We start from the raw sequence: 23,499 nt of genomic DNA, 5'->3' as shown, positions 1-23,499 counted from the left end.
GATGGTACTGCATGCGGGAGCGTGTGGGAGAGTAGGACACCGCCGAACTAAACATAGAAGAAGCCCCGTTGACACGGTCAGTGTCAACGGGGCTTCTTCGCGTTTCCGGGAAGCTGTCTCGCTCACAGATAACGGGTCGATAAACCCGCGGGATCGTCCCCGTACCTCGCTCTCTCCTCCTGTGTACCCCCACAACAGGAGGCTTTGTGAGTTCGAAGCGAGCGCGTTCACGAGGAGAGCACCGCGCGAGGCGGTGGAAGTTCATGGCGCCCGGCGGGGCCGCGGCCGTCGTCCTCGCCCTTGTGTGGAGCGCGATGGGAATGCCCGGCTGGGCCGACGAGACGACGACGAAGTCATCGGCCGAGGTGGCTTCCGAGGTCAAGACGGCTCCGGTCGGCGCCGTGGCCTGCGACGACGGTAAGGACGGCGACGGCAAGGGCCGGTACCAGGCTGTTTACGTCTACCGCGAGGGGCACGGGCCCCGGAAGACCGGCCCCGCTTCGGTGCAGCGGGTGGTGTGGGACATCGACCAGGTCTTCGAGGCCAGCGCACAGCGGTACGCGGGCTACGACTCCAGCCGCCGCCCCCGCGTCGTCCAGGATGAGAAGTGCCGCCCGGACGTGCTGTCCGTCCCGGTCTCCGGGCTCGGCGAGAAGCACGCGATGGGCGAGGTGCGCGAGGCCGCGTCGGCCGCCGTGAAGAAGGCCGTCACCAAGCGGCTCGGCGGCAGCGAAGCGAAGTTCGAGAAGTGGGACAGCACCCACAGGAAGCTGTTCTTCTACGACACGGGGAAGCCCGACGGCTGCGGTACGGCCGGTGCGCCGGGGCCCGAGTCGCGTGCCGATGCGCACAGTGGCTGGGCCGAGGTGTCCTGGGGCTGTGCCGGCGAGGGCGCGATGACCCACGAGATGGTCCACAACTTCGGCGTGACCCACTGCGACGAGGACAAGGCCCAGGGGAACGACCCGATCTGCCGCGGCTACGACAAGACCCCGCGGTGCCACGGGGCGCGTTCCGGCTCCGTGCTCGACTGCGGACTGGACGACTTCCACTACTTCGACCCGCGCCCGGCCTCCGGCTCGTACCTCGCGAAGCATCCGAAGGAGAACGTCGCGCGCAGTCCCTATCTGATGCGGAATCGTACGGCGAAGCCCGTCGCGGCGCGGCTCGCCGACGTCGAGAGCGGCAAGTGCCTCACGAAGAACGGCAGCGGCAACGGGCTGAAGCTCAGCGCCTGTTCCGGTGACGAGCAGACCTGGGTGCGCCGCATCGACAAGCGCGGCTACTTCACCTTCCAGCTCGGCGAGAAGTGCCTGCAGAAGGGGAAGGGCGGCAGCGCGGTGCTCGCCGACTGCCGGTCGGGCAAGGGCGGTCAGCAGTGGTGGGTGAGCGCGAACCAGGGCGACACCCGCGACGCGTACCAGCTCCTGCCCCGCTTCGGCGGTGACGAGGCCGCCAAGCCGGCCGGGGCCAGCACGTTCCGGATGCGCCAGGCGTAGTCCGGCGCCGTTCGTCGCCGAGCCCTCCGCTTCGCATCCAGCTCGTCAGGTTCGTCAGGTTCGTCAGAAGAGCGTGCCGTCGTAGGTGAAGCGGAGGGACTTGGTGTTGTAGTAGTTGGCCGTGGTGCCGATGGTCGCGGCGTGGGGCTGGCCGTTGGCGGCCTCGTTCCAGTCGTCCAGTCCGAGAAAGTAGAGCCCCGAACCCTTCTGCGCGAAGACGATCGTGTCGTCGCTGGTGTTGTTCTCGCCGCCCTTGTAATACGTCCAGCGGGCGGAGCGGGACGAGCTGTCGCAGGCGCGCTGCTGGCGTACCGGGGAACCGTCCGCCTCCGCGCCCGTGTGGACCAGGCACATGCCGGTCGCGCGGTTGCGGATGCGGGCCTCCTGCGCCGCGCGGTCGACGAGCAGCTCCCACTGCTGCGAACGCCCGCCCGTGCACGCGGCCTCGCGCGGCTGGGCGCCCGCCGCCGCGGCGATGTCCATGCAACGGCCCGTCGACGCGACCCTCAGCCGGGTACGGGCGTCCGCGGCCGGGGACCAGGCGGGCGGGCGGTGCGTCGTACGGTCCGGCTTGCGACTGGGCTTCTTGCGGCCCCCCTTGGAGGGCTTGGGCTTGGGCTTGGGGCTCGGTGGGGCGGAGTCCTCCGGCGTGGCCGTAGCGGCCCGGCGGGTGGGTTCGGGGGCGGCGCGGTCCGGGTCGTCGCCGTCCGGGTAGAGGACGAAGCCGCCGATGGCGAGGGCGAGTACGGAGGCGCCGACGGCACACGCGATCTTGGTGGACGCGGCGATTCCGGTGGCCGTCGCGGCCGTGCCCGCGCTTGCCGTGCCCGCGCCCGCCGCCCCTGTGGCGGCCGTAGCTGTGACCGCTGTGACTGCTGTGGCCTTGGTGAGGTACGCGCTGCCCGCCCAGAGGAGGACCGCGGCGGGGAGGACGGTGCGCAGGCCCGTGTTGAGCCGGGTCAGTTCGAGACGGGCGCGGTGGCACTCGGGGCAGGTGGAGAGGTGGCGTTCGAGATCCCTGTTCGTACGGCGGCCCGTGCGGCGTATGGAGGCGGCGAGAAGGCCCGTGTAGCGGCGGCACTCCTCGGAGGCGTGCGGGGAGCTCTGCACGCGTTCGGCGTGCACGGTCAGGTAGGCCTCCCGCAGGCCCTCCCGGGCGCGTGCCGTGAGCGAGGCGAGGCCGCTCGGGCTGATGCCGAGCAACGCGGCGGTACGGGGCGCGGGTTCGTCCTCCACCGTCGCGTGCCACAGGGCGGTCTGCCAGCGCTCGGGGAGGGAACGGAACGCGCGGAGGACGAGCTGCTCGTCCTCCAGCCGCAGCATGCGCTCCTCGCCGCTCTCGGCGTCGGGATCGGTGGCGTCGGAGAGCCAGCGGTCGAAGTCCGGGGCGAGTTCGGTGCGCCGGGCGGTGTCGTACCAGGCGGCGGCCGTACGGCGGACGGTCGTCAGCAGATACGGGCGCCACGCCTCGGTGGGCCCGCCGCCGGAACGGAGCGCCTGGAGCGTGCGGACGAACGCCTCGGAGGCGAGGTCCTCCGCCGTGTGCGCGTCCCGGCAGCAGTTACGGGCGTACGCGAGGACGGCGGGGCGGTGGCGGCGGTACAGCTCGTCGAGCGCGGCCTGCGAGACCTCGGGCGGGCCGGTGCGTATCGCCGCCGTGAGGGCGGCGTCGCTGTCGGCTGGCCGGTCCGTGCGGCTCACGGGGCCGGAAGCGGGCCCGGAGATGGGGCTGGTGGGGCCGTTGGTACCACTGGTGCCGTTGGTGCCGTTGGTGCCGCTGGGGAGCATGGCGGTCATTGTGGGGGATGCCCGGCGGCGTACGGAAGCGGGGACTCCGATGCTCCGACCGTCCATCGGTTGACCGTCCGATGCCCGATCGTCCGCTGTCTGACGGTCCGATGCCCGATCGTCCCCTACGGGACGTTCAGCTCGACGATCGAGGTGAGTGGTGGGTCGAGCCGGCCGGCGGATGACCGTGCGGCCATGCGGCGGCCGTGCTCGACCACGCTCTGGGTGAGCGCGTTGAGGATCGGCAGCACGTCCGGATCCTCGCCCACTACGTACAGCGTGCCCGTTTCGTTGATGAACGATTCCATCGCGATGCGATCGGCACGCGCCGCGGTGCATGCGTTCCGGACATGGAGCTGTGAGAGCGGGGCCAGTGCACGACGGATCAGCGCCGTGGCGTCGGAGCGCAGTTGCGGGTGCCCCGTGAGGACGGCCTCCAGTTCGCCCGCCGAACCGGACGAGGCCTTGGGGTGCGTACGGAGCGTCTGCACCGGATCGGTCGCCGGGCTGGAGGCCAGGGCCCAGCGGTGGACCTCGCGGAACGGGCGGTCCTCCAGCGCCGCGGCGTGCAGCCAGCAGCGCAGCAGCGTCTCGGCGGAGGAGTGGACCGTCGCGTCGATGGGGCGCGGCGAACGCAGCGGGGCCAGGAGCGCGGCGGCGCGGGCGGCGGCCGTCGCGCGGTCGGCGCAGCCGTGGTGCGGGGACCAGCGGAGGCGGTCCGGGGTGTCACAGGCGTGCGTGGGGTCGAAGAGATGCACGGGGCCGAGCTTCGAGCGGGCCGCCTTGGTGGCCGCCCACACGGTGGCGCTCGGCGAGGCCACGAGGGCGGCGCCGGGGGCCTCCAGGACGCGGGTGACGGCGTCCTGGCCGTCCTGGCCGGGCTGTGCGGCGCCGGGGACGCCCGGTGCACCGAGGGGGCCCGGTTGGGCCGGGAACGGCGCGGGTGCGGCTCCTGGCCCGGATGCCGGTGCCGGGGCGCCCGCGCCGGACGGGTATGCGGGGCCCGTATCGTCGGCCGGGCGTCGTGCCGCGGGGTCCATCGGGTCGGCGTGGTCCGGGTGGCCGGAGGAGTACGCGACGGGACGTTCCTGTTGCGGACGCTCCCGTGGCGGATGCTCTGCGAAGTGACCATCTACGGAGGGACCGTCCGCGAGCGGACGTTCCGACGCCGGACGTTCGACGGGAGTACCTCCCGCAGAGAGACCTCCCGGTTCCGGACGGTGCGCGAGAGGACTCTCCGGTGTCGGACGATCCTTCGACAGACCATCTCCAATGGAACCGTCCCGTGTCGATCGTCCGCCTCCGCCCCCGCCTCCGTGCCCGCCGTCGTACCCGCCTCCTCGCCCGCCTCCGCGTTCCGCGTCGCCGCCCGTCTCCCTCGCGATCCGCCGTGCCTGGCGTACCGCCCGGGCGCGGGTGATCGTGCCCAGGGCGAAGATCGTCAGGACGATCAGGACCATGAACTGGCTGATGAAGATGCCCCAGAACAGTCCGTATCCCGACAGTTGGCCCGCCGGGGTCTCGGGCCAGGCGCCCTTGAGGTCGTGCGGCTCCGTGGCGAGTTCGCGGATGGCCAGCGGCGTACGCCCGAAGCTGACGCCCTCCGGCCACGAGCCGTGCGAGAAGAGCCCCGCCAGCCCCGTTGCCGTCCAGGTGAAGAGCGTGACGCCGAGGAGGAAGCCGAGCACGCCGATCAGCAGGCCGTCCGGGATGCCCGCGCTTCCCGTGCGTTGGGGACCGCGTGGGCCGTGCGGCCTGGGCTGGTGGGATGCGTTGTCGTGGGGCACGGCTCCGACATTCAACCGGGGGCGGGGTACAGGGGCAAGGTCTCCTGGCGGGGCTCCTGGAGCGAGGGACCGTTCCAGGCCACCCCGGCCGGGCTACGGCATCACGCCACCACGCCGCCCGAGTTCGAGGACGACGAGCGTTCCATGGCCAGGGCTCTCGCCTCGGTCTCCGCCTCCAGGTCCGCCTCCAGCGCGGCCTCGAACGTCGCCGCGTCGGTCTCGGCGCGGGCCGCCGCCGACTCGGTCATCGCGCGGTCGGTGAAGACGAGCGGGCGTTCGGCCTCGGTGACCAGGTGCTTGACGACCTGCACGTTTCCGTTGACATCCCAGACGGCTATGCCCGGCGAGAGAGTGGGGATGATCTCCACGGCCCAGCGTGGCAGGCCGAGCACCTTGCCGGTCGCGCGGGCCTCGTCGGCCTTCTGCGCGTAGATGGTCCGCGTCGAAGCCATCTTGAGGATCGCCGCCGCCTCCCGGGCCGCCGCGCCGTCGACGACGTCCGAGAGGTGGTGGACGACCGCGACGAACGACAGGCCGAGGCGCCGCCCGAACTTCAGCAGCCGCTGGAAGAGCTGCGCGACGAACGGCGAGTTGATGATGTGCCACGCCTCCTCCACCAGGAAGATGCGCTTGCGCCGGTCGGGCCGGATCCAGGTGTGCTCCAGCCAGACGCCGACGATCGCCATGAGGATCGGCATCGCGATCGAGTTCCGGTCGATGTGCGACAGGTCGAAGACGATCAGCGGGGCTTCCAGGTCGATACCGACCGTTGTCGGCCCGTCGAACATCCCGCGCAGGTCACCGTCGACCAGCCGGTCCAGCACCAGAGCCACGTCGAGGCCCCACGCGCGTACATCGTCCACCGCGACGTTCATCGCCTCGGCCGACTCCGGCTTGGGGTGGCGGAGCTGTTCGACGATGTCGGTGAGGATCGGCTGGCGGTCGGCGATCGTGGCGTTGACGTACGCGTGCGCCACCTTCAGCGCGAAGCCCGAACGCTCGTCCAGGCCGTGTCCCATCGCGACCTCGATGATGGTGCGCAGCAGCGCGAGCTGGCCCGTGGTGGTGATCGCGGGGTCCAGCGGGTTGAGGCGGATGCCCTGGTCGAGCGCGGCGGCGGGGTCGAGGCGGATGGGGGTTATGCCCATCTCCTCGGCGATCAGGTTCCACTCGCCGACGCCGTCCTCGCCCTGGGCGTCGAGGACGACGACCTGGCGGTCGCGGAAACGGAGCTGGCGCAGGACGTACGTCTTCTCCAGCGCCGACTTGCCGTTGCCGGACTCGCCGAGGACGAGCCAGTGCGGTGCGGGGAGCTGCTGACCGTAAAGCTGGAAAGGATCGTAGATGTAACCCTTCCCGCTGTAGACCTCTCGGCCGATGATGACGCCCGAGTCGCCGAGTCCGGGCGCGGCCGTGGGGAGATAGACGGCCTGCGCCTGGCCCGTGGACGTGCGGACGGGGAGGCGCGTCGTCTCGGTCTTGCCGAAGAGGAAGCTGGTGAAAGCTTCGGTGATTGCGGTCAGCGGATCGAGCGCGGCCATTGTGGCTACCTCCGGCCTGGGCCTGTGCGGGTGTTACCGGGTGATGCCGAGCGACTCCGGACGGAACCGGATGGAACCGAACGGTACCGAGTGGCACCTGGTGGTGCGGGGACGTGCGGGTGTGCCGTTCCTCTTGCCCTCTTGATCGTACGGACCGAACGGCACGACCCACAGGGGACGTTGGCTGCCGTGCGCCTCCCTCCCCGCCGTCCGTGTCAGCGGCGGATGCCCGTCGCGAACGGCAGGGTGTTGACGAACGCCCTGTGGTGTTCCCTGTCGCACCACTCCAGTTTCAGATAGCTCTTGCCGGCCGAGGCCCTGATCGTCCGCTTGTCGCGGGCGAGTGCCTCCGGGGAACGCGAGGAGACCGTGATGTAGCCGACGAGGTTGACCCCGGCAGCGCCGGAGGCCAGGTCCTCGCCGCGCTGGTCGACGCGGCCGTGCGCGGCGACGTCGCGCGGGTCGATCGTGCGGTTCATCTTGGCGGCGCGGCTCGCCTCGGCCTCGTCGTTGGTCTTCTCCGTCAGCATCCGCTCGATCGCGAGCTCGGTCGGTTCCAGATCCATCGCGACCGCGACCGTCCGGATCACATCGGGTGTGTGGACCAGCAGCGGGGCCAGGAAGTTGACCCCGACCGGCGTCATCGGCCACTCCTTCACCCAGGCCGTGGCGTGGCACCAGGGTGCACGGGTGCTCGACTCGCGGGTCTTGGCCTGGAGGTACGTCGGCTCCACCGCGTCGAGCTCGGCGGGCCACGCGTTCCGCTTCGACATGGCCTGGATGTGGTCGATGGGGTGATCCGGGTCGTACATCGAGTGGACCAGCGACGCCAGGCGCGCCTGCCCGAGCGGCTGGCGCACGCGGATGTCGGCCTCGGCGAGGCGGGCGCAGATGTCGGTCAGCTCGCGCGCCATCACGATCGCGAGCCCCTCGTCCTTGGTCAGCTTGCGGCCGGCCGTCCGTCGCGCGGCCTTCGCGAGCGTGGCGCCCTCCGTGGCCAGCTCGCGGCCGTAGTGCATGCAGGCCACGAGGTACGCGCGGTGCTGCTCGCTGGAGGTCGAGACCATGGACTGGAGCTGGTCGTAGGAGGAACGCAGCCAGGGCGCCGCCTTCTCGTCGCCGCGCTGGGCGACGTCCTTCGCGTGCGCGTCGGGGTCGGCGGGGAGGGTGCGGGCGAGCATCTGGAGGCGCGTCACGTACCCGTCGCCGTTCGCGACGTGCTTGAGGAGCGTGCCGAAGCGGTCGACCAGGGCCTCCTGGTCCTCGCTGTCGCGCAGGCCGACGCCGGGGCCCTCGATCTCGATCGCGGCGGTGACCGTGCGCCGGTCGGCGTGGAGCAGCACCGCGATCTCGTCGGGGCCGAAGGGCGCGGCGAGCCAGTTGATACGGCCGACACCGGGCGGCGGGCCGACCTCGACCTCCTTGCCGTCGATCCGGGTGCCGGCTTCGGCGGCGTCGGAGCGGTAGGTCGTTCCGTTGCGGAGCATCCGCTTGTAAGAACGGTTGATCTCAAACCATTTGTAAACCGTCCGTCCCTTGTACGGCACGTAGATCGCCGCCAGCGCGATCACCGGGAAGCCGATGAGCGCCGGGATGCGGAGGGACAGGACGGGGATGAGCAGGCCGCTCATCATGCCGAGGAAGGCACCGGCGATGATCAGGCCGATCTCGCCGGTCTCCCGGTTCTTGCCGACGATCGCGTTGGGCCGCGCACGGCCGATCATGTACGTACGGCGCGGACCCGTGACGCCGGGCGCCGTGTGGGAGGGGGTCGTCACCGGCGGTCACCTCCGGAGGGGCGGTTGGGTTTGGGGCTGGCTTGTCGGGGCGGACGAGAGGCGTGTGGCGAACGGGGCGCGGGGGGCGCGGGTTGTTTCCGTACGGACGCGCCGCCGCCGTCGGAGCCGGCGCCGCCTCCGCCGCCCGCGCCGACCGGGGGCACGCCTGCGCCGCCTCCGCCGTTCCGCGAGCTGTGGGCCGCGACGCCGCCGGTGACGGTGCCGCCCTGCCCGCCGCCGCCCGGCGAGGCGCTCTGCGCCGCCGCGCCGCCTGCCTGGCCGCCGCGCGCGCCGTGCGTGTTGATGCCCTGGCGGACGAGCGAGGCGGGCGAGGAGACGACCGCGGCCGCCGCGCGGGAGGAGGGGTCGCGGATGGAGTTGCGGTGGTTGACAATGTCGTCGCCGAAGCCGGGCACGAAGCGGTAGATCATCGCGCTCGCGAAGATGGCCAGCAGGATGATGGCCAGGCCGGAGATGATCGCCGACGTGGCATCGGGCCCGTCGCCGCTCGCGAGCGCGCCGGCGAGGCCGAGCACGATCACGATCACCGGCTTCACGAGAATCACAGCGATCATGATGCCCGCCCAGCGGCGGACGTGTCCCCACAGATTCTTGTCGACCAGCCCGGCGTACACGGCGGTGCCGAGCAGCGCGCCGACGTACAGCATCGCGGCGCGTACGACGAGTTCGAGGTACAGCACGCCCGCGGCGAGCACGGAGACGAGCGACACGACGATCAGCATGATCGGGCCGCCGCCGACGTCGTTGCCCTTCTTCAACGCCTCGGAGAACGTCCCGAAGAACTGATCCGTCTTCCCGGACGTCCCCGACGCGACGACGTCCGTCACGCCGTCGGTGGCCGAGACGACCGTATAGAGGATCAGCGGCGTGAACGCGGACGCCAGCACGGTCAGCCACAGGAACCCGATCGCCTCGGTCAGCGCCTCGGTGAGTGGCACGCCGCGCACGGCCCGCTTGGCGACGGCCAGCAGCCAGAGGGTGAGCGTCAGGATCGTCGAGGCGGCGAACACGACGGCGTACTGCCGGAGAAACTCACCGTTGGTGAAGTCCACCTTCGTCGTGGAGTTGACGAGGTCGGCAAGCTTGTCGACGGTCCACGCGGCGGCGTCGGCGCAGCCTTTCGCGAGCGACTTGAGGGGGTCGGCGGCGTACTCGGGCTCGGGGGCACGGCCGCCTCCGCCTCCGCCGCCGCCTCCGCCATCGTCACCCTTCTCGCAGATGTCCTTGGCGGGGCCTGAGACGAGTTCGCAGGGATCGTCATCGGGCGCGGCGAACGCGCGCGATGCCGTGAGCATCAGCATGATCGGCAGACCGGCCGCCACCGTGGCGAGCCGGGCCGCGCGGCGATGGGGACTACCGGGCATAGGTGAAGCCTCCGTATTCGTTCGCCGCTTCGCTGATCTCGTCCGCGCCGGAGACCGGATCGTCGCCGGTGACCGGCGTCGGACCCTTCTTCTGCTTGGAGTCGGTGACCTTCCAGTCGCCGTCGCTCCATTCCAGTTGGAAGGTGATGGTGAACCAACTCGCCGTCACTGGCTTGGTGGACTTCTCGCCCGCGACACCGAAGAGCCCTGTGCACCAGACGGCCACGGTCGCCTTGTCCGACCCGTACTTCTTGACGTCGGTTCCAGCGGGCATCGTTCGGTTCACGAAGGTGGACCCGGAGGGGGCCTTGCCCTTTTCGTCGAGGCCGATGCTCTTGTTGAGACTCCTGCTGTAGTCGGCGTCGAAGCCGGACTGGAGCTTGTCCAGGGCGGAGGGCGCGGCGACGGCCTCCACGATCTCGTGACGACTGTCCTCCCTGAACATGCCGTCGCCCCCCAACGCCATCGCATAGTTCGCCGCGGCACTCTCCGCGCCCTGTTCCGACTTGGAGAAGCCGGAGGGGATCTTTCCGGGGTCGCTCTGCACCGGCTTCTCGCCGGACGGCGCCGTCGGCTGGGCGGCTTCCGGTTTACGGTCGCTGCCTCCGCCTCCGCCCCCGTCGTCGGAACCGCCGTCTCCGCCTCCCCTGTTGGCGAACGCGATGGCGGCGATGAGCAGGACCACCACGCCCACGACGGTGATCAGGCTCCGTCCGGGACGGGGCGTGGGCGTCCTGCCGCCCTCGCCGTCGGGCAGCCGTGTGCGCGTCGTGAGCCGTCCGCCCCGGCTCGCGGGATGGCGCTCATTCCCGTAGTCGCCGCCGTCACTCATGCCGGGCTGGCCCCCTCGACCTCAACTCAACTTCCCAACTTCCGTCAGAGCATTGTCTCCTCACTCGACGTTAGCGGCGCCACGCCTGCCATGTGCCGAGAGCGGCGGAGGCGGACGGAAGCATCCCAGCACTCGGTACGGTGCGCCTCCGTGCATCGTTCCCCGGCAGCGCATACGTACTGCTGGGCCACTATGTGAACCGCGTGAACGGTTCCGCGGCAGGGGCTGCACCGTCTATCCACAGCCTGTGGATGAACGAGCTGAAGGGGCAATGCTGAGGGCCTTACGCCGGGTGCGCCCCCTGTGTGCCCTCCAGCGCCCGGCCGAGCTGTGCGTGCAGTGTCGCGGCCTCGGCGGGGGAGAGAGTGAGATCGAGGCCGGTGTGGTGTTCGCGATCCCGAAGCAGCCATAGCGGAATGGTGATGTGGCCAGTGATCTCGATCCGAACGTTCTTGGTGGGGACGATGTCGATCCGCCACCCGGCGAGGTCGTCGCTGACGCGCAGCCATGCGGGGGCCATGGGGGAGCGTGCGTAGACGCGGGCGCAGGGCGGGCAGGCATAAAGGATGGCGCCGGGTCCGCTTCCGGTCTCGACGGCGTCGACCATGACGGGGTGGGGGGTCGGCTCCTGGCACAGGATGCAGATGTCGGCCCGGGACGGGGTCACGCGGCGGCGCCGATCGGGACGCCGTGGATGATCCAGGGTCCGACATCGATGCCGTCGAGCGCGAGCGCGAGAGCCGTGCGGCGCTCTTGTTGCTCGTGGACGGTGAGATAGGGGCGCACGAGGGGAGAGGCGTCGCCGTCGACGAACGGGGCGCTGTGCTGAGCGCGGTGCGCGGGCAGCGTGCGCTGGTGGGGGATGCGCGGTGCTTGTGCGTGGGCTGGGCGCCTCCTCGCAACGGGAACGGGGGTGGGCCTGAGCAGAGCCCTCAACCATGCGAGGGCACAACGGATATGGTCGGTCACGTCGACGCTCCTGTTGCCGCGTTGGCCATGCCCCGGGACGGCTGCTATCCGTCGCCGGGGTCTCTTGTGCGAACCAACCTATACACGTCAGTACGCGTCGGGGTATGCCCGGCCATATACGATCGGAAACAGGCGATCTTAGACTGAGTTGTTTACGGTTGTGCTCATGGATCCTCAACTTCCCGATGGGTACGGCCCGGACGACGAGGTGGAGCACGACTCGCCAGATCCCGTTTGGCTACAGCTCGCGGCTGTCCTGATCGCGCGTATCGAGCGTGGTGACTATCCGGTACGCCGCTCCATCCCGAGCGAGACGCAACTCATGGACGAGTTCGGCATAGCACGCGGCACCGCGCGGAAGTCGATTCGACTGCTGGCGGACCGCGGCTACGTGCAGACGGTCACAGGGCGCGGAAGTTATGTGATGGAGCGTCACACTGAAGAGTCCCCGAGTGCAGTGCGCAAACAATTTGAATAGAGGTCAAAGCGGGACGCCTCAGGTCCATGTTTCCCGTAAAGCGATTCATTTCCCTTCGCAGGCGAGCCTCTTTTCGGCCTCGACTGCAACTCCAGTCGCCAGCTTCTCGAACTCTTTATGAGTGCGCGCGGCATCATCTTTATGGAGAAGGTGATCTACGTTGAGTCTTAGCTGGAACCAGTCGTAGCGGTAATTCTCGTCATGAGAACGGCACTTGAGTGTCACGACGAATCCGTGCAGCCAGGTTGCCGAATCGTAGCGACCGTTGTGCCTGCGAGGTTTAGCAGAAGGGTAATATTTCTTCAGTGCTGCCTTGGGGTCTGGGGTGCGCACAGGGTAATCTCTTGACACCCAATTTCCATCCAAATCCACGGACGGAAGCCCGTCGATGTCATATCGGCATCCCTGTGAATCCAGTCCAGATTTGTCTCCCCAGGGTGCACCATTTTCTTTTTTGATCCGCTTTCCGCCCTTGAAGATCTCCAATAGGGCGCCCCGTGAGACGTTGAGGCCACAGAATTCTGACGGTACTGGATATCCTCGTTTCGGGGTCTCTGGTTCTTCGCTGCTGCAGCCGCCCAATGCCATGGAGAGGGAGGCGATGATGGCGCAGAATACCACTCCTCCGGATCGGGAAATTCTTGACATGCTCGCCTTTCTGTTAGCTCTTGGCGGGTGCGGCCCCGTGCGCGCGGGCCGCATTTGTGCCACTCGTGTAGGCGTCTTCTGCCCTGATCCCCGCGCCCTGCCTTAGTGCGTCGAGGGAATCCTTATCGAGATCTTGAGCCCTTCCCGCTTCGTTCGCGAGCGACCAGGCAGTGCGCATGGTTAGATCGCGGCTGTCATCGAAGATTAGTTGAGCTTTGTTCTCTGCGTCGTAGGTTACTTCCGGAACATCCTTCTGGATGTGGTCCATGATAATTTTATTGAGATCCTCCTGTGCCCATCCGGCGGGAGGAATGGCGAGTGCGGATCCGTGAGGGCCACCGATAGCACCGCCAGTTGCTAGACTCGCAAAACGATTCGCCCATTTACTCGCTTCCTCGACCTTTTCGTTGGAAGAGCGAGCATCCGCGATCTTTTCCTCGTAAATACTGTCGGCCTTCGCCTCAGCCATGATCCCAGAGACGCGGGCACCCGCCTGGGTTGCGTCGGCGGAACGAGCCCTGATTTCTGCTTCCGTGAGATCAGGAGTGATTCCCTTGGCAACTTCTTGCAAGTGATGGGCCGTATAGGTCTGCTGGGCGGCGGTGATGGCGCCGTAGGAGTGCGGGTCCCGTGCTATTGAGCCGAGGAATGACGTCAACCCGTCTTCGAGCTTCGCCGTAGCTCCGTTCACCGGAAGATCCGGGTTCGGATACATCTTGCGCTGAATGTCTCCGGAGTAGTCCGCTGCCATATCGCCAAGTGCGGGGCGGAGATGGAGGAAATCGCCTACCTTCTCGCCCTCCTTTCGGATGAGGCTGGGATGCTCGCCGAAGAGTTGGACTGTCTTGTCCATGATCCGGGCATTCGCGGCGGAGTGGTGCGGTGGGATCGTAGCCGCTTGTTCCTCTGGCATGCGGCCGGTGGCGCCGGCCTTGAGCGCTGCCTCGAAGCCGTCGTACGCGTCCTTGTCGAGCGCCTTCTTGTCCTCCGGGTCGACAGGGGGTTCCGAACCATTGATGCTCTCCCAGTCCCGATATTTGACCAGGTACTCCAAGCGATCGTTGTGCGCGGAGTTCGCTCCCTCAGGCGTGTACGAGTCGGAGGAGGGATCCAGATAGCTGGCCGCGGTTTCAGGTTCTTTGGCCATCAGACCGAGAACGGCATCGTATGGATCGGTCTCCAAGTCACCCTTCGGGAAATTGCTGCTGTTGTCCCAGATATCTTTGTCTTTCTTCTCCGCCGCGTGAATGTCATCACCGAGGTCATGGAGCATCTGGGCCGAATAGCCGTCGCCGTGCTTCATCAGCGTGGCCAGTGTCTGGTAGCCGCGTGCCTTGGGGTCGGCATATGCGGGGTTGGGGGGAAGTCCGGAAGGCGTGGACCACTCCTTCGCTCCGACCCGTTGCATCTCCTTCCGCCAGTCCTGGTAGAAGGCACCGTCCTTCCCGTTCAGCCATGCTGCGTACTTCTTGCCGTATGCCTCTGAGCCGAGTGCGAGCTTCTTGCCGTTCTTGTCCTCGAAACGGGGGACTGCCGTTGCTGATGCGACGTTCGTTGCGAGGCTCTTCTCCAAGCTGCGGTACTGGGCGGCGTCCGGCTCGCCGTGCTCCTTGGCCTGCAGCACGGTCAGTGCGTTGGCGAGCTTGATCGTGCCCTCCGCGCCGTCACCGCCGAGGCCCTTGAGGAACGGGCGGGAGAACTCGGGGTCCGTTGCGTTCGAGCGCATATGGACCTGGAGTTCGTGGCGCTCCTTCGGAGTCAGGCCGCCGCCGTCCTTGTCCGCGTTGAGCCGCATGGCCAGGTCTGCCGAGCGCTGGGCCGCGTATTTCTCCACGTCCCCGACGGCCCTGCTGTTGAAGCCGTTCTTGTCGCCCTTGCCGTCGGTGTCCTTCGCCGCGGCCTTGAGGGCGAGCATGTTGTCGTAGTCGGTGTCGTCGACGTGCTGGACGGCTTTCTGGATGCGGCGGGTCCACTTGGCCTCGGCGTGCATGCGAACGGGGTTGCTGGCGGCGCCATCGACGTCCTTCGTCAGCAGCTTGCTCGTGTCCGTGGTGCACTTGCCGTACTCGTCGACCTTCATGCCGCCCTCCTCGATGGCGGCATCCCTCACCGACGTGAGGTGCTTCCGGGCTTCCACGAGCCGTTCGTGGGCATCGTCCAGGAGGCTGGCGACCTTCTCGGCCTGGGTCTTCGCCGCGCTGAGTTCGTGGAGCGTGGTGTTCGAGGAGAGCCAGAAGCTTGTTGACGCGTCGCCTGACCAGCCCTTGAGTTTCGTACGGACGTGGTCGCGGTAGTTGTTGCGTACCGTCTCGCAGCCTTCGGCCATCTTGCGCCATTCCCCGGCGGCCGTGGTCAGCGCACTCAAGTCGGCATTCATGATGTCGTGATAGGTCAACTGCACCCGATGCTCCCCCTCGCTCCTCGCTCGCAGGCTTCCTCGGCTAAAGGTCGTTCACGCGGCTCTTGCCCTCTGAACGAGCGATGCTCGTGAAGTCGTGCACCTTGCGGTGCTCCTCGCCCTCGAAGAGCTTGGCTGTGCCGCCGAGAGCGTTGATCTCGCGGTGGAAGTGATTGCAGACGTTCTGCCACGCCTCTTCCCAGCGCTCCTGGCAGAAGTCCAGACCCTTCCTCGTGTCCCAGCCGCGCAGTGCTCCCCGCGCCGTGTTGCTGGTGCCGAAGAGGGCGGAGGAGGCCGTTATCGCCTGGGCGCCCTTGCGTACCGCTGCCGGGCCGAGTTCGCGTTCGAGGTAGCGGGCGGCGGCCCGTTTGTCCGCCGGCGTGACATCCAGGTCCGCGCCTGTGTTGCCGTCCGGGGGCAGGGCGTGATTGAGGCGCATACGCGCGTTCTCGCTGCTCCGAGCCCACTGCTGCTCGAAGGACATGTGGGTGCGCTCCCATCGCTGAACGTAGTGATGTGCGTGCGGTGTGCGGTTGGATGAGCACTTTAGCCAGTCGGCGCCGAGTCGGCGCTGGAGCGGTCAGTCGCGGTTGACCGATTGGACTTCGCCGACTGTGACGGACTGTTCGTCGCCGTAGGCTCCATCGGGGAGTTGGCCGCCCGCACCGTCCGTACCGGTCCAGTCGGTCTCCCACGTCAGCGACGCCTTGAGGGGGTAGTCCTGGCCCTTGGGGGTGGAACGGAGGTAGGTGAGACCGCAGGGCGGGTCCTGCGCGGACTTGCCGCGGGTGTACGGGATACCGATCGAACCATTGCCGTTGACCGGGCATACGCCGTTCCTAGTGACGCGAGTGACAGTTCTGTCGCACACCGTAGTTACGGAAGTGGCCGCTTCGCAGCGGGAACGGGGGGTTCCTGTTCGGTTCACGTCAAGAATCGGCCGCGGTCTCGACGGCTCGGCCGCTGAGTTGAGTATTCGTACCCATGCGCCCGGCCCCGCGGCGGCGCACCGTGGGGTTATGACTTCATCTCCTCCGAGCATTCAACGGCCCACGACCACCGCCTTCTTCGTGCAGTCGGCCATCGCCTTCGGCGTCGCCATGGCCGCGTTGCTGATCGGGATCATCCGGCTGCCCGTGGGGCAGTGGGAGCGGGGGTTCCTCGGCCTCGGGCTGGTCTTCGTCGTCACGTCGGCGTTCACGCTGGCGAAGTGCGTACGGGACCGGCAGGAGGCCGAGGAGGTGACGAACCGCGTCGACAAGGCGCGGATCGACAAGATCCTCACGGATCAGGACCAGTTCGGGCAGACACAGGTCTGAGAGAACCCAGGGGTCCCCGCCCGTCTCAGTCCCAGCGGTAGCCGTCGCCGAAGAGCAGGAAGTGCTCCAGGACGTCTTCCATCGGGTCGTCGATCTGGCCCGCGTTGACCAGGCCGACGCGGGGGCCGTTGTGGGAGTGCTTCGGGTACTCGTCGGCGTGGGCCGTGCCGGCCGTCAGGGCCGTGAGGGCGGTTACGGCGGCCGCGGTGGCGGCGAGGGCCGCCCAGCGGCGGAGGGGTTCGCGCATGGCTGTCTCTGACTCTCCTCGGGACGCGTGCGTTGCGCCCTGGTTATCGATCAGGATGAAGAGACGTCACGCAGTTCATGCGATGAGCGGCTGCGCCGCGCGACGCGTCACCCGAAGCTCGTACGGGACAGCCACTCGTCCAGCAGTGGCGCGTCGCCCAGCACCTCGACGCGGGGATCGGTGGCGGGCAGGCGGCGGTAGAGGGTGAGCAGGACGTCCGTCAGGAGGGCGCGGACGGCGACCGTGGCCCTGCCGTGCTCGCGGCGCCAGGTGAATCCCTCCGGGCCCAGCTCGATCAGCCACTCGGCGCGCAGTTCGGGGGCGGTGGCGGTGGCGTGCAGATGGAGGCTCTTCCCGGCGTGTTCGCGCAGGCCCCGCAGCTCTTCCTGGTGCTCCTGGACGGCGGGGCAGGCGAGGATCTCCAGCCATTCCTCCAGGCAGTCGGCGGCCACCTCGGGCGTGACGGAGAACGGCGTCCCCGCGGCGAACGAGGCGTCCGCGCGGTGGATGACCGTCTCGTGTACGGCCCGGCGCGCCCAGAAGGCGGGGTTCTGCTCGGTGGACCAGCTCCATACCCGTACGTGCGGGCCCGCGGCGCGCAGCTCCTCGACCGCGAGCTGGGCGCTCTCGGCGAACCAGGCGTCCAGGGCCTCCATGGGCGCCTCGTCGCCGGGTCCGTGGAAACCGGGAACGTTCTCGTCGGGCACCATCTCCGTGGCGCGGGAGCGGACGATCTCCCCGAACCAGCGGTACGCGCCCCCGAGGTGGAGGGTGAGCTGCCGCAGGGTCCAGTCGGGGCAGGTGGGGACGCGTGCGGTGAGGCCCGCCGTTCCGGCGGTGGCCAGCACTTCCCTGAACAGCCCGGCCTGGCGGGCCAGTTCGTCGCAGTAGCGCGTGTGCGTGAATGCGTGGGCCATGGGGGCAGGCTAGAGGCCGCCCGGGGCGCCCCGCCCCTCCTTATCGGAGTCCCGTCGGCCCTGGACGAAGTGGTCGAACTCGTTGTTCCGTACGCCCAGGACGAAGGCGTCCCATTTGGCGCGGGTCGTGGTGACCACGTTCGCAGGGTCGTCGGACTGGCGGATGTGGACCAGGCCGTCCGGGCCGTCGGCTATCTCGATGCACGCGGCGTCGGGGGAGGGGTCGTCCGTGGCACGGATCCATTCGAGCCCGTCCCGCGCCGGAGATCCTTCCCGCGCCGGATGCCCTTTCCGCGCCGGAGATCCTTCCCGCGCCGGATGCCCTTCCCGCGCCGGAGATCCGTTCCGCGTCGGACGGTCATTCCGCGCCCGCGACGGGCCCGTCACGCCGGCACCTTGCGGGCCAGCGTCACCCCGTCCCGCAGCGGCAGCATCACGGACTCGACGCGGGGGTCGGCGGCGATCGTGTCGTTGATCCGCCGGATCGCGTTGTCCGCGTCCGTCTGGGCCTCGGGGTCGATGACGCGGCCCTGCCGCAGCACGTTGTCGAGCACGATCAGGCCGCCGGGGCGCATGCGGGGGACCAGCGCCTCGTAGTACGCGGGATAGCCCACCTTGTCCGCGTCGACGAACGCGAAGTCGACCGTCTGGTCCTCCGGCAGTGCGGCCAGGGTCTCGACGGCGGGGGCGAGGCGGAGGTCGATCTTGTCGGCGACCCCGGCCCGCTCCCAGTACCGCCGGGCGATGGCCGTCCACTCCTCGGAGACGTCGCAGGCCAGCAGGCGTCCGTCCTTGGGGAGGGCGCGGGCCACGCACAGCGACGAATACCCGGTGAAGACCCCGATCTCGACCGCGAACCGCGCGCCCGTCAGCCGCACCAGCATGGCGAGGAACTCGCCCTCGTCCTGGGTGATCTGCATCGTCGTCCCGGGGACGGCCGCGTGCGTCTCCTCGACGAGCTCCCGCAGGATCTCGTCGGCGGGGGTGCAGTGCGCGAGCAGATAGTCGCTGAGGGCGGGGTTGACGATCTCCATGGGGCTCCTCCCCGGGACGGACGCGGACGGGGCAGGGCCGCTGGGGCCTAGACCGCCATCCCGTAGACGATGGTGAAGAGAGTGCCGAGGGAGCCGATGATGAAGACGCCGGTGAGTCCGGCGACGATCAGGCCCTTGCCCTGCTCGGCGCTGAAGGTGTCGCGCAGGGCCGTGGCCCCGATGCGCTGCTTGGCCGCGCCCCAGATGGCGATGCCGAGGCAGAGCAGGATGGCCACCGCCATCACGACCTCGATCATCACGCGCGCCTCGTTGCCGAGGGAGCCGAAGGGGCCCCAGTCCGGGGCGATTCCGCCGATGATGGTGGTGATGTCGCCCTTTTCGGCCGCCAGGAGCATGGTGAACTCACCGCCCAAGTTCGAGTGTTGTCTCGCTCGGATTGTGCCATGGCCCGGTGACGCGCGGGGGACCCCGCGCGCCCGAAGTGCGAGCCGGTGGTGTGGTCTTGTTGAACAGGATGGCTCAACGTTTCGCCCAGGGCCCCCCGTTGCGCGGATTTCGGCGCCCGTGTGGGCTTTCGTACATCCGTGCGCCCCTCGTGAGCCTGCTGGAGTTGGCTGAAAAGATGGCCAGGTGCCGGGTTCGGCATTGGAATGGGGCCGCATAGGGGATGGTTGAGAGGTGCGAGGGAAGAAGCTGTGGCTGCTCGGCGTCGGCGGTGGGCTCGGGGTCATGTCCCTGTTCGTCGCCCTGCTCGTCGTGGGGACGTACGTCGCGGCGGCGAACCTCGCGGGCGGCCCGGCCCGCGGCGGCGCGGTGAACCTGGCGAAGGGCACGGTTCCGGCCGCGTACGCGTCGCTGGTCCAGAAGTGGGGCAATCTCTGCCCGGCGCTCAACCCCGCCCTGCTGGCCGCGCAGCTCTACCAGGAGAGCGGCTGGAAGCCCAAGGCGCAGAGCCACGCGGCGGCGCAGGGCATCGCGCAGTTCATCCCGGGCACCTGGGAGACGCACGGGATCGACGCGAACAAGGACGGCAAGCGCGACGTGTGGGACCCCGAGGACGCGATCCCCTCGGCGGCGAGCTACGACTGCAAGCTGGCCAAGTACGTGAAGGACGCCCCCGGCGACCGGACGGACAACATGCTGGCGGCGTACAACGCGGGTTCGTACGCGGTGATCAAGTACGGTGGCGTCCCGCCGTACCGCGAGACGAAGAACTACGTGTCGACCATCCGCAAGATGGAGCAGAGCTTCGCGTCGAGCAAGGGCCGCGTGAATCCGTCGGAGCAGGCCGCCGGCGCGATCTCCTACGCACAGGAGAAGCTCGGCACCCCCTACCTGTGGGGCGGGGACGGAACGGCCGAGGACGGCGGCAAGTTCGACTGCTCCGGCCTGACCAAGGCGGCGTACGAGGAGGTGGGCATCGATCTGCCCCGCGTCGCCAACGACCAGTGGAACTCGGGGCCGCACCCCAAGCGGAGCGAGCTGCTCCCCGGCGACCTCGTCTTCTTCGGCACCGATCTGGACGATCCACGGTCGATCGACCACGTGGGGATCTACGTCGGTGGGGGACATATGATCGATGCTCCCTATACGGGCGCTAAGATCCGTTTCGACCCGATTGACTCGCCCAACTACTTCGGGGCCACCCGCCCCACCGCCAAGTAGCGGCCACGACGACCACAGTCCGTGAGGCATAGGCCCTGAGCTGCGCGAACGGATCACTCTTGGGTAACGTCCTGGTGATCGTTCGGTAAGAACGGAACGTCACGCGGGTGGCCGGGCGTTTTTCACTGCGGAACGGGACTTCCGCAGAGCGACCGCGGCGGCAGGGCCTCGGGGGACCACGGGGGTTTGACAGCGCGCAGACCAGCGACGAGCACAGCAGAGCAGAAATGAAGGGGCCGCACCTCGATGGCTGTTTGGGACAACCCTGATGTAGGGCTGCTCTACGAGATCAACGGGCTGGCGAAGGACGCGCCGACATGGACCGACCGGCTCATGGAGTGGGTCGGCGAGTACGGCATCGCCGTCGGTCTCGTGCTCGTCGGGATCTGGGCCTGGTGGGGCGTCTCGCGCAAGCGGGAGTCGCGCGACGAGGCGGTGGCCGGCTTCGCCGGGCTGCTCTGGGCCCCGCTGGCCGCGGTGATCGCCCTGGTGGTCAACATCCCCATCCGCGGCTTCGTGGAGAGACCGCGCCCCTTCCTGGACCACAAGAGCGTCGAGCCGCTGATCGACGGCAAGACCGACTACTCGTTCGTGAGCGACCACGCCACGCTGACGATGGCCATCGCCGTCGGAATCTTCATGGTCAACCGGAAGTTCGGGCTCGCCGCGATCCTCCTCGCCGTCGCCGAGGGCTTCTGCCGGGTCTACATGGGCGTGCACTACCCGACGGACGTCGTCGGCGGCCTCGCGCTCGGCACCGCCGTCGCGCTGCTGCTGGCGCCCGCCGCGATGTGGGTGCTCACACCCGCCGTACGCGTCGCCTCCGGCCGTGCCGCGTGGCTGAACACCCTGGTGTGGGCCGGTCCGGCCTCGGCGCGCCCGGCGGGTGCCCAGGCCGGACGGGGGTCCGCGGGCGCCTCGGGTGCCTCGGGTGCCGAGCGGGCCCGGACCGGCGGGGACGGCACGGACGGCCGTACGGCCCGGGGCTCCGCCTCCCGGCGGGGCTCCGGCGACCGCGATCTCGCGGCCTGAGGCCGCACCCGGCCCGCCGGTCAGTCCGGCCAGCCCGGTCAGTGAGGGCCGCGTCCACGCCGGGCGCGGCCCTCGCCGTATCTCCTACGCGGAGGGGGCCTGCGGAGCCGTCGACGGGGCCGGAGCCGGGTCCGCGCCGCCCGTACGGGCGTGCTCAGCGGCGTCCGCGCGGGCCCTGTCCCGCGCCCTGCGGGCCGGGCCGCGCCAGCCGCAGGTGCACACGGCACCGCTGAACGACCCTCTCTCGCGCGTCGTCGCCTCGTGCTCCCCGTCCCCTGCGGCGGTGTCGAGGACCTGCTCGTCCGGCTGGTGTTCGGGGGCTCGCTCTCGCACGTGACCACCGTACTCGGCCCGTGACGGCCCGTACGGCGCCCTCGTTAGGCGGTGGGGCGCACGCAAGGGCGCGCGCGGGTGCGAGAGGTCGGCAGGCGATGGCGGTGCGGTGGCACGGACTCGGCGGTGCGGTCGCCGCCTCGGCTCTTGTCAGCGTGACGCTCTTCACGGCCACAGGCTGCGCCGAGGGCGGTGCGGCCGCCGACGACCCGGTGCCGCCCGGGGGCTCGCGCCCCGGCGCGAGCGCCGTGCGCCAGGCCGCGGACACCCTCTACCGCGCGGGCACCTCCCGGGTCCGTACGTCGATGGAGATGGACAGCGGCGGCACCCGCGTCACCGTCGAGGGGACGGGCGGCTTCGACTACACGCGGCGCAGCGGCAGGCTCGTCGTCTCGCTCCCGCAGGGCGCCTCGGGGGCGCGCCCCGGAGAGCGCAGGCCGGTCACGGAGCTCATCGCGCCCGGCGCGCTCTACATGAAGAACCGCGGCGAGGGCGTCCCCGCCGACAAGTGGGTCCGGGTGGAGACGGCCACGCTGCCCGACGGGAACCTCGTCACGGGCGGTGCCACCGATCCGGTGAGCGCCGCCGAACTGCTGCGCGGCGCGCGGAAGATCCGCTACGAGGGGCGGCAGGAGCTGGACGGGGTGCCGGTCTGGCACTACAGCGGCTCGGTGGACATCGAGGCGGCGGCGGTGGCCGCGCCGCCGTACGCGCGGCGGCAGTTGAAGGCGGCGGAGAAAGGGTTTTCCGGTCACGAGGTTCCGTTTGACGCCTACCTCGATGGGCAGGCGCGCCTGCGGAAGGTGCAGCACCGGTTCACCTTCGCCAGCGCCGGCGGCGGCATCGACGTCGCGTCGACGACCCGGCTCCATGGATTCGGGGCACCCGTGCGTGTCGTGATGCCTCCGTCCCGGGACATCTACGCGGGCAAGATCGCCCTTCCGTAGCGCTCTGGCGGGGCGGGCATGGCCGTGTTGGGTCCGGCCGGAAATGGTTCGTAAGTGCCATGCGCGGAGGGTGCGCTCGTCCCTACGCTGGGGAACTGGGCTCTGGAACCGGAGCGCTCCGCATCTCGACCTGAGGAGCACAGGAGGTGATACGTGTGCCTGAATCGATGCCTGACGGCTGGGACGCCACCCGTGGTCAGCGCCGTTCGGTGATCCAGGACCACGTGGCCCTCGCAGAGATCGAGCTGTGCGGCGAGCTGATGATCGCCGCCTCCGCCGCCGACGAGCCGCTGAGCCTGGCGCGGATCGACGAGGTGCTCAGACGGGCGGCGGGCGAGCTGGACGAGGCGCCGCAGACCTCCCGCTGACCGCGCCTCGCGCTCCCTACGTCCGCATCAGGCGGGCGATGGCGGCCGTGGCCTCCTCGACCTTGGCGTCCATCTCGGCGCCGCCGTCGAGTGCGGCGTGCGCCACACAGTGCCGCAGGTGCTCCTCCAGGAGCTGCAGGGCGAAGGACTGGAGGGCCTTGGTGGAGGCGGAGACCTGGGTGAGTATGTCGATGCAGTAGACATCCTCGTCCACCATCCGCTGGAGGCCGCGGATCTGGCCCTCGATCCTGCGGAGGCGCTTGAGGTGGGCCTCCTTGTCCTTCGAGTATCCGTGCTCGCCCGTGGCGGCGTGTGCGGAACAGCACTCGGAGGTCGCCTCCGCCACGGTGTCCGCCACCGCCTCCGCCGGCGCTTCGGCCTGGCCGGTCTTAGCCGTCGTCATGGATCGGTCCTCCCGGGGGTGCTCCAGTGGGGACAAGGTGAGGGATACCCCTCCTGGGTATATGGTACCGGACTTTACGGAGGCCGGTTCTGGCCACGAGTCTCCATGGGTGACACTGGGGGACGCCGGTTAGCCGTGGCCGGATGATGCGCCTAGCATCAACGCAACCG

At 69.2% G+C, this 23,499-nt stretch carries 26 protein-coding genes; 7 read left to right on the top strand and 19 right to left on the bottom strand.

The features are described from left to right. Positions 1-206 precede the first annotated feature (206 nt). Positions 207-1,499, top strand: a complete 1,293-nt coding sequence (locus ABD343_RS40655) for a ricin-type beta-trefoil lectin domain protein (protein WP_344535908.1) — start codon at positions 207-209, stop codon at positions 1,497-1,499. Between the two features lie 63 nt (positions 1,500-1,562). Here the strand turns inward: ABD343_RS40655 and ABD343_RS40650 are convergent, their stop codons facing one another. The 8 genes from ABD343_RS40650 to ABD343_RS40615 all read right to left on the bottom strand — a co-directional run bounded on the left by ABD343_RS40650 (position 1,563) and on the right by ABD343_RS40615 (position 11,396). Continuing rightward, the gene (locus ABD343_RS40650; RefSeq protein WP_344535906.1) at positions 1,563-3,287 is read right to left on the bottom strand and encodes a sigma-70 family RNA polymerase sigma factor; all 1,725 of its coding nucleotides are present in this window, start codon (positions 3,285-3,287) and stop codon (positions 1,563-1,565) included. A gap of 125 nt (positions 3,288-3,412) precedes the next feature. Continuing rightward, positions 3,413-5,074, bottom strand: a complete 1,662-nt coding sequence (locus tag ABD343_RS40645) for a hypothetical protein (RefSeq protein WP_425578391.1) — start codon at positions 5,072-5,074, stop codon at positions 3,413-3,415. Between the two features lie 101 nt (positions 5,075-5,175). Beyond that, on the bottom strand, positions 5,176-6,615 hold the full coding sequence (locus ABD343_RS40640) for an ATP-binding protein (protein WP_344535905.1): 1,440 nt from the start codon (positions 6,613-6,615) through the stop codon (positions 5,176-5,178). Positions 6,616-6,830: 215 nt separating this feature from the next. Further along, entirely contained in the window at positions 6,831-8,339 is a 1,509-nt protein-coding gene (locus ABD343_RS40635; RefSeq protein ID WP_425578393.1) for an SCO6880 family protein, read from the bottom strand. Positions 8,340-8,389: 50 nt separating this feature from the next. After that, complete coding sequence (locus tag ABD343_RS40630) at positions 8,390-9,778, bottom strand: hypothetical protein (RefSeq protein ID WP_344535902.1); 1,389 nt, start codon at positions 9,776-9,778, stop codon at positions 8,390-8,392. Further along, the gene (locus tag ABD343_RS40625) at positions 9,768-10,610 is read right to left on the bottom strand and encodes a DUF8175 domain-containg protein (protein WP_344535901.1); all 843 of its coding nucleotides are present in this window, start codon (positions 10,608-10,610) and stop codon (positions 9,768-9,770) included. The genes ABD343_RS40630 and ABD343_RS40625 overlap by 11 nt, the downstream gene beginning before the upstream one ends. 283 nt (positions 10,611-10,893) lie before the next feature. Beyond that, on the bottom strand, positions 10,894-11,277 hold the full coding sequence (locus ABD343_RS40620) for a hypothetical protein (RefSeq protein WP_344535900.1): 384 nt from the start codon (positions 11,275-11,277) through the stop codon (positions 10,894-10,896). Further along, the gene (locus ABD343_RS40615) at positions 11,274-11,396 is read right to left on the bottom strand and encodes a hypothetical protein (RefSeq protein WP_344535899.1); all 123 of its coding nucleotides are present in this window, start codon (positions 11,394-11,396) and stop codon (positions 11,274-11,276) included. Before ABD343_RS40615 ends, ABD343_RS40620 begins: the two co-directional genes overlap by 4 nt. A 349-nt stretch (positions 11,397-11,745) precedes the next feature. Here ABD343_RS40615 and ABD343_RS40610 point away from each other — a divergent pair, with 349 nt between their 5' ends. Then, complete coding sequence (locus ABD343_RS40610) at positions 11,746-12,057, top strand: GntR family transcriptional regulator (RefSeq protein ID WP_344535898.1); 312 nt, start codon at positions 11,746-11,748, stop codon at positions 12,055-12,057. A gap of 45 nt (positions 12,058-12,102) precedes the next feature. Here ABD343_RS40610 and ABD343_RS40605 read toward each other — a convergent pair whose 3' ends face one another. The 4 genes from ABD343_RS40605 to ABD343_RS40590 form a co-directional block, all read right to left on the bottom strand. Next, positions 12,103-12,705, bottom strand: coding sequence for a hypothetical protein (locus ABD343_RS40605; RefSeq protein WP_344535897.1), 603 nt, complete (start codon positions 12,703-12,705; stop codon positions 12,103-12,105). 13 nt (positions 12,706-12,718) lie between these two features. Continuing rightward, on the bottom strand, positions 12,719-15,106 hold the full coding sequence (locus tag ABD343_RS40600; RefSeq protein ID WP_344535896.1) for a hypothetical protein: 2,388 nt from the start codon (positions 15,104-15,106) through the stop codon (positions 12,719-12,721). 40 nt (positions 15,107-15,146) lie between these two features. Continuing rightward, positions 15,147-15,587 carry a hypothetical protein gene (locus ABD343_RS40595; protein WP_344535895.1) on the bottom strand — a complete coding sequence of 147 codons (441 nt, stop codon included), beginning with the start codon at positions 15,585-15,587 and terminating at the stop codon, positions 15,147-15,149. 96 nt (positions 15,588-15,683) lie between these two features. Then, a complete protein-coding gene (locus ABD343_RS40590; protein ID WP_344535894.1) occupies positions 15,684-15,974 on the bottom strand; it encodes a hypothetical protein in 291 nt (96 codons plus the stop codon). A gap of 148 nt (positions 15,975-16,122) precedes the next feature. Here ABD343_RS40590 and ABD343_RS40585 point away from each other — a divergent pair, with 148 nt between their 5' ends. Beyond that, entirely contained in the window at positions 16,123-16,422 is a 300-nt protein-coding gene (locus tag ABD343_RS40585; protein ID WP_344535893.1) for a YiaA/YiaB family inner membrane protein, read from the top strand. 25 nt (positions 16,423-16,447) lie between these two features. Here ABD343_RS40585 and ABD343_RS40580 read toward each other — a convergent pair whose 3' ends face one another. From ABD343_RS40580 to ABD343_RS40560, 5 genes are all read right to left on the bottom strand, one after another. After that, positions 16,448-16,669, bottom strand: a complete 222-nt coding sequence (locus ABD343_RS40580) for a hypothetical protein (RefSeq protein ID WP_344535891.1) — start codon at positions 16,667-16,669, stop codon at positions 16,448-16,450. Between the two features lie 107 nt (positions 16,670-16,776). Then, positions 16,777-17,586 (bottom strand): maleylpyruvate isomerase family mycothiol-dependent enzyme, encoded by an 810-nt coding sequence (locus tag ABD343_RS40575; RefSeq protein ID WP_344535890.1) that lies wholly within the window; start codon positions 17,584-17,586, stop codon positions 16,777-16,779. Positions 17,587-17,595: 9 nt separating this feature from the next. Further along, the gene (locus ABD343_RS40570) at positions 17,596-17,973 is read right to left on the bottom strand and encodes a DUF397 domain-containing protein (protein ID WP_344535889.1); all 378 of its coding nucleotides are present in this window, start codon (positions 17,971-17,973) and stop codon (positions 17,596-17,598) included. Beyond that, positions 17,970-18,620, bottom strand: a complete 651-nt coding sequence (locus ABD343_RS40565) for an O-methyltransferase (RefSeq protein ID WP_344535888.1) — start codon at positions 18,618-18,620, stop codon at positions 17,970-17,972. Before ABD343_RS40565 ends, ABD343_RS40570 begins: the two co-directional genes overlap by 4 nt. Before the next feature lie 47 nt (positions 18,621-18,667). Continuing rightward, positions 18,668-18,976: a hypothetical protein gene (locus ABD343_RS40560; RefSeq protein ID WP_344535914.1), complete on the bottom strand. Its 309-nt coding sequence runs from the start codon at positions 18,974-18,976 to the stop codon at positions 18,668-18,670. Between the two features lie 283 nt (positions 18,977-19,259). Between ABD343_RS40560 and ABD343_RS40555 the strand changes: the two genes are divergently transcribed. Beyond that, a complete protein-coding gene (locus ABD343_RS40555) occupies positions 19,260-20,246 on the top strand; it encodes a C40 family peptidase (RefSeq protein WP_344535886.1) in 987 nt (328 codons plus the stop codon). Between the two features lie 246 nt (positions 20,247-20,492). Continuing rightward, positions 20,493-21,278 (top strand): phosphatase PAP2 family protein, encoded by a 786-nt coding sequence (locus tag ABD343_RS40550; protein WP_344535885.1) that lies wholly within the window; start codon positions 20,493-20,495, stop codon positions 21,276-21,278. Between the two features lie 84 nt (positions 21,279-21,362). Here ABD343_RS40550 and ABD343_RS40545 read toward each other — a convergent pair whose 3' ends face one another. Further along, on the bottom strand, positions 21,363-21,611 hold the full coding sequence (locus ABD343_RS40545; protein ID WP_344535883.1) for a hypothetical protein: 249 nt from the start codon (positions 21,609-21,611) through the stop codon (positions 21,363-21,365). A gap of 98 nt (positions 21,612-21,709) precedes the next feature. Between ABD343_RS40545 and ABD343_RS40540 the strand changes: the two genes are divergently transcribed. Next, positions 21,710-22,558: an SCO4651 family lipoprotein gene (locus ABD343_RS40540; RefSeq protein WP_344535882.1), complete on the top strand. Its 849-nt coding sequence runs from the start codon at positions 21,710-21,712 to the stop codon at positions 22,556-22,558. Between the two features lie 167 nt (positions 22,559-22,725). Further along, positions 22,726-22,926 (top strand): hypothetical protein, encoded by a 201-nt coding sequence (locus ABD343_RS40535; RefSeq protein WP_344535913.1) that lies wholly within the window; start codon positions 22,726-22,728, stop codon positions 22,924-22,926. A gap of 16 nt (positions 22,927-22,942) precedes the next feature. Here the strand turns inward: ABD343_RS40535 and ABD343_RS40530 are convergent, their stop codons facing one another. Next, positions 22,943-23,329, bottom strand: a complete 387-nt coding sequence (locus tag ABD343_RS40530; RefSeq protein ID WP_344535881.1) for a metal-sensitive transcriptional regulator — start codon at positions 23,327-23,329, stop codon at positions 22,943-22,945. Between the last annotated feature and the right edge of the window lie 170 nt (positions 23,330-23,499).

It is taken from the genome of Streptomyces albiaxialis (genome assembly GCF_039530985.1).
In the GTDB taxonomy this organism is placed as follows: domain Bacteria; phylum Actinomycetota; class Actinomycetes; order Streptomycetales; family Streptomycetaceae; genus Streptomyces; species Streptomyces albiaxialis.
The sequence above is the reverse complement of the archived record's forward strand: the minus strand, read 5'-3'. Positions and strand labels throughout refer to the sequence as shown.

What these genes read in the sequence shown, in the direction of transcription:
- ABD343_RS40635 (WP_425578393.1), bottom strand. Translation starts at nt 8,339, where the DNA reads ATGATCGGCCGTGCGCGGCCCAACGCGATCGTCGGCAAGAACCGGGAG.
- ABD343_RS40530 (WP_344535881.1), bottom strand. Translation starts at nt 23,329, where the DNA reads ATGACGACGGCTAAGACCGGCCAGGCCGAAGCGCCGGCGGAGGCGGTG.
- ABD343_RS40610 (WP_344535898.1), top strand. Translation starts at nt 11,746, where the DNA reads ATGGATCCTCAACTTCCCGATGGGTACGGCCCGGACGACGAGGTGGAG.
- ABD343_RS40605 (WP_344535897.1), bottom strand. Translation starts at nt 12,705, where the DNA reads ATGTCAAGAATTTCCCGATCCGGAGGAGTGGTATTCTGCGCCATCATC.
- ABD343_RS40640 (WP_344535905.1), bottom strand. Translation starts at nt 6,615, where the DNA reads ATGGCCGCGCTCGATCCGCTGACCGCAATCACCGAAGCTTTCACCAGC.
- ABD343_RS40580 (WP_344535891.1), bottom strand. Translation starts at nt 16,669, where the DNA reads ATGCGCGAACCCCTCCGCCGCTGGGCGGCCCTCGCCGCCACCGCGGCC.
- ABD343_RS40650 (WP_344535906.1), bottom strand. Translation starts at nt 3,287, where the DNA reads ATGCTCCCCAGCGGCACCAACGGCACCAACGGCACCAGTGGTACCAAC.
- ABD343_RS40575 (WP_344535890.1), bottom strand. Translation starts at nt 17,586, where the DNA reads ATGGCCCACGCATTCACGCACACGCGCTACTGCGACGAACTGGCCCGC.
- ABD343_RS40595 (WP_344535895.1), bottom strand. Translation starts at nt 15,587, where the DNA reads ATGTCCTTCGAGCAGCAGTGGGCTCGGAGCAGCGAGAACGCGCGTATG.
- ABD343_RS40585 (WP_344535893.1), top strand. Translation starts at nt 16,123, where the DNA reads ATGACTTCATCTCCTCCGAGCATTCAACGGCCCACGACCACCGCCTTC.
- ABD343_RS40625 (WP_344535901.1), bottom strand. Translation starts at nt 10,610, where the DNA reads ATGAGTGACGGCGGCGACTACGGGAATGAGCGCCATCCCGCGAGCCGG.
- ABD343_RS40535 (WP_344535913.1), top strand. Translation starts at nt 22,726, where the DNA reads ATGCCTGACGGCTGGGACGCCACCCGTGGTCAGCGCCGTTCGGTGATC.
- ABD343_RS40560 (WP_344535914.1), bottom strand. Translation starts at nt 18,976, where the DNA reads ATGCTCCTGGCGGCCGAAAAGGGCGACATCACCACCATCATCGGCGGA.
- ABD343_RS40630 (WP_344535902.1), bottom strand. Translation starts at nt 9,778, where the DNA reads ATGCCCGGTAGTCCCCATCGCCGCGCGGCCCGGCTCGCCACGGTGGCG.
- ABD343_RS40550 (WP_344535885.1), top strand. Translation starts at nt 20,493, where the DNA reads ATGGCTGTTTGGGACAACCCTGATGTAGGGCTGCTCTACGAGATCAAC.
- ABD343_RS40540 (WP_344535882.1), top strand. Translation starts at nt 21,710, where the DNA reads ATGGCGGTGCGGTGGCACGGACTCGGCGGTGCGGTCGCCGCCTCGGCT.
- ABD343_RS40565 (WP_344535888.1), bottom strand. Translation starts at nt 18,620, where the DNA reads ATGGAGATCGTCAACCCCGCCCTCAGCGACTATCTGCTCGCGCACTGC.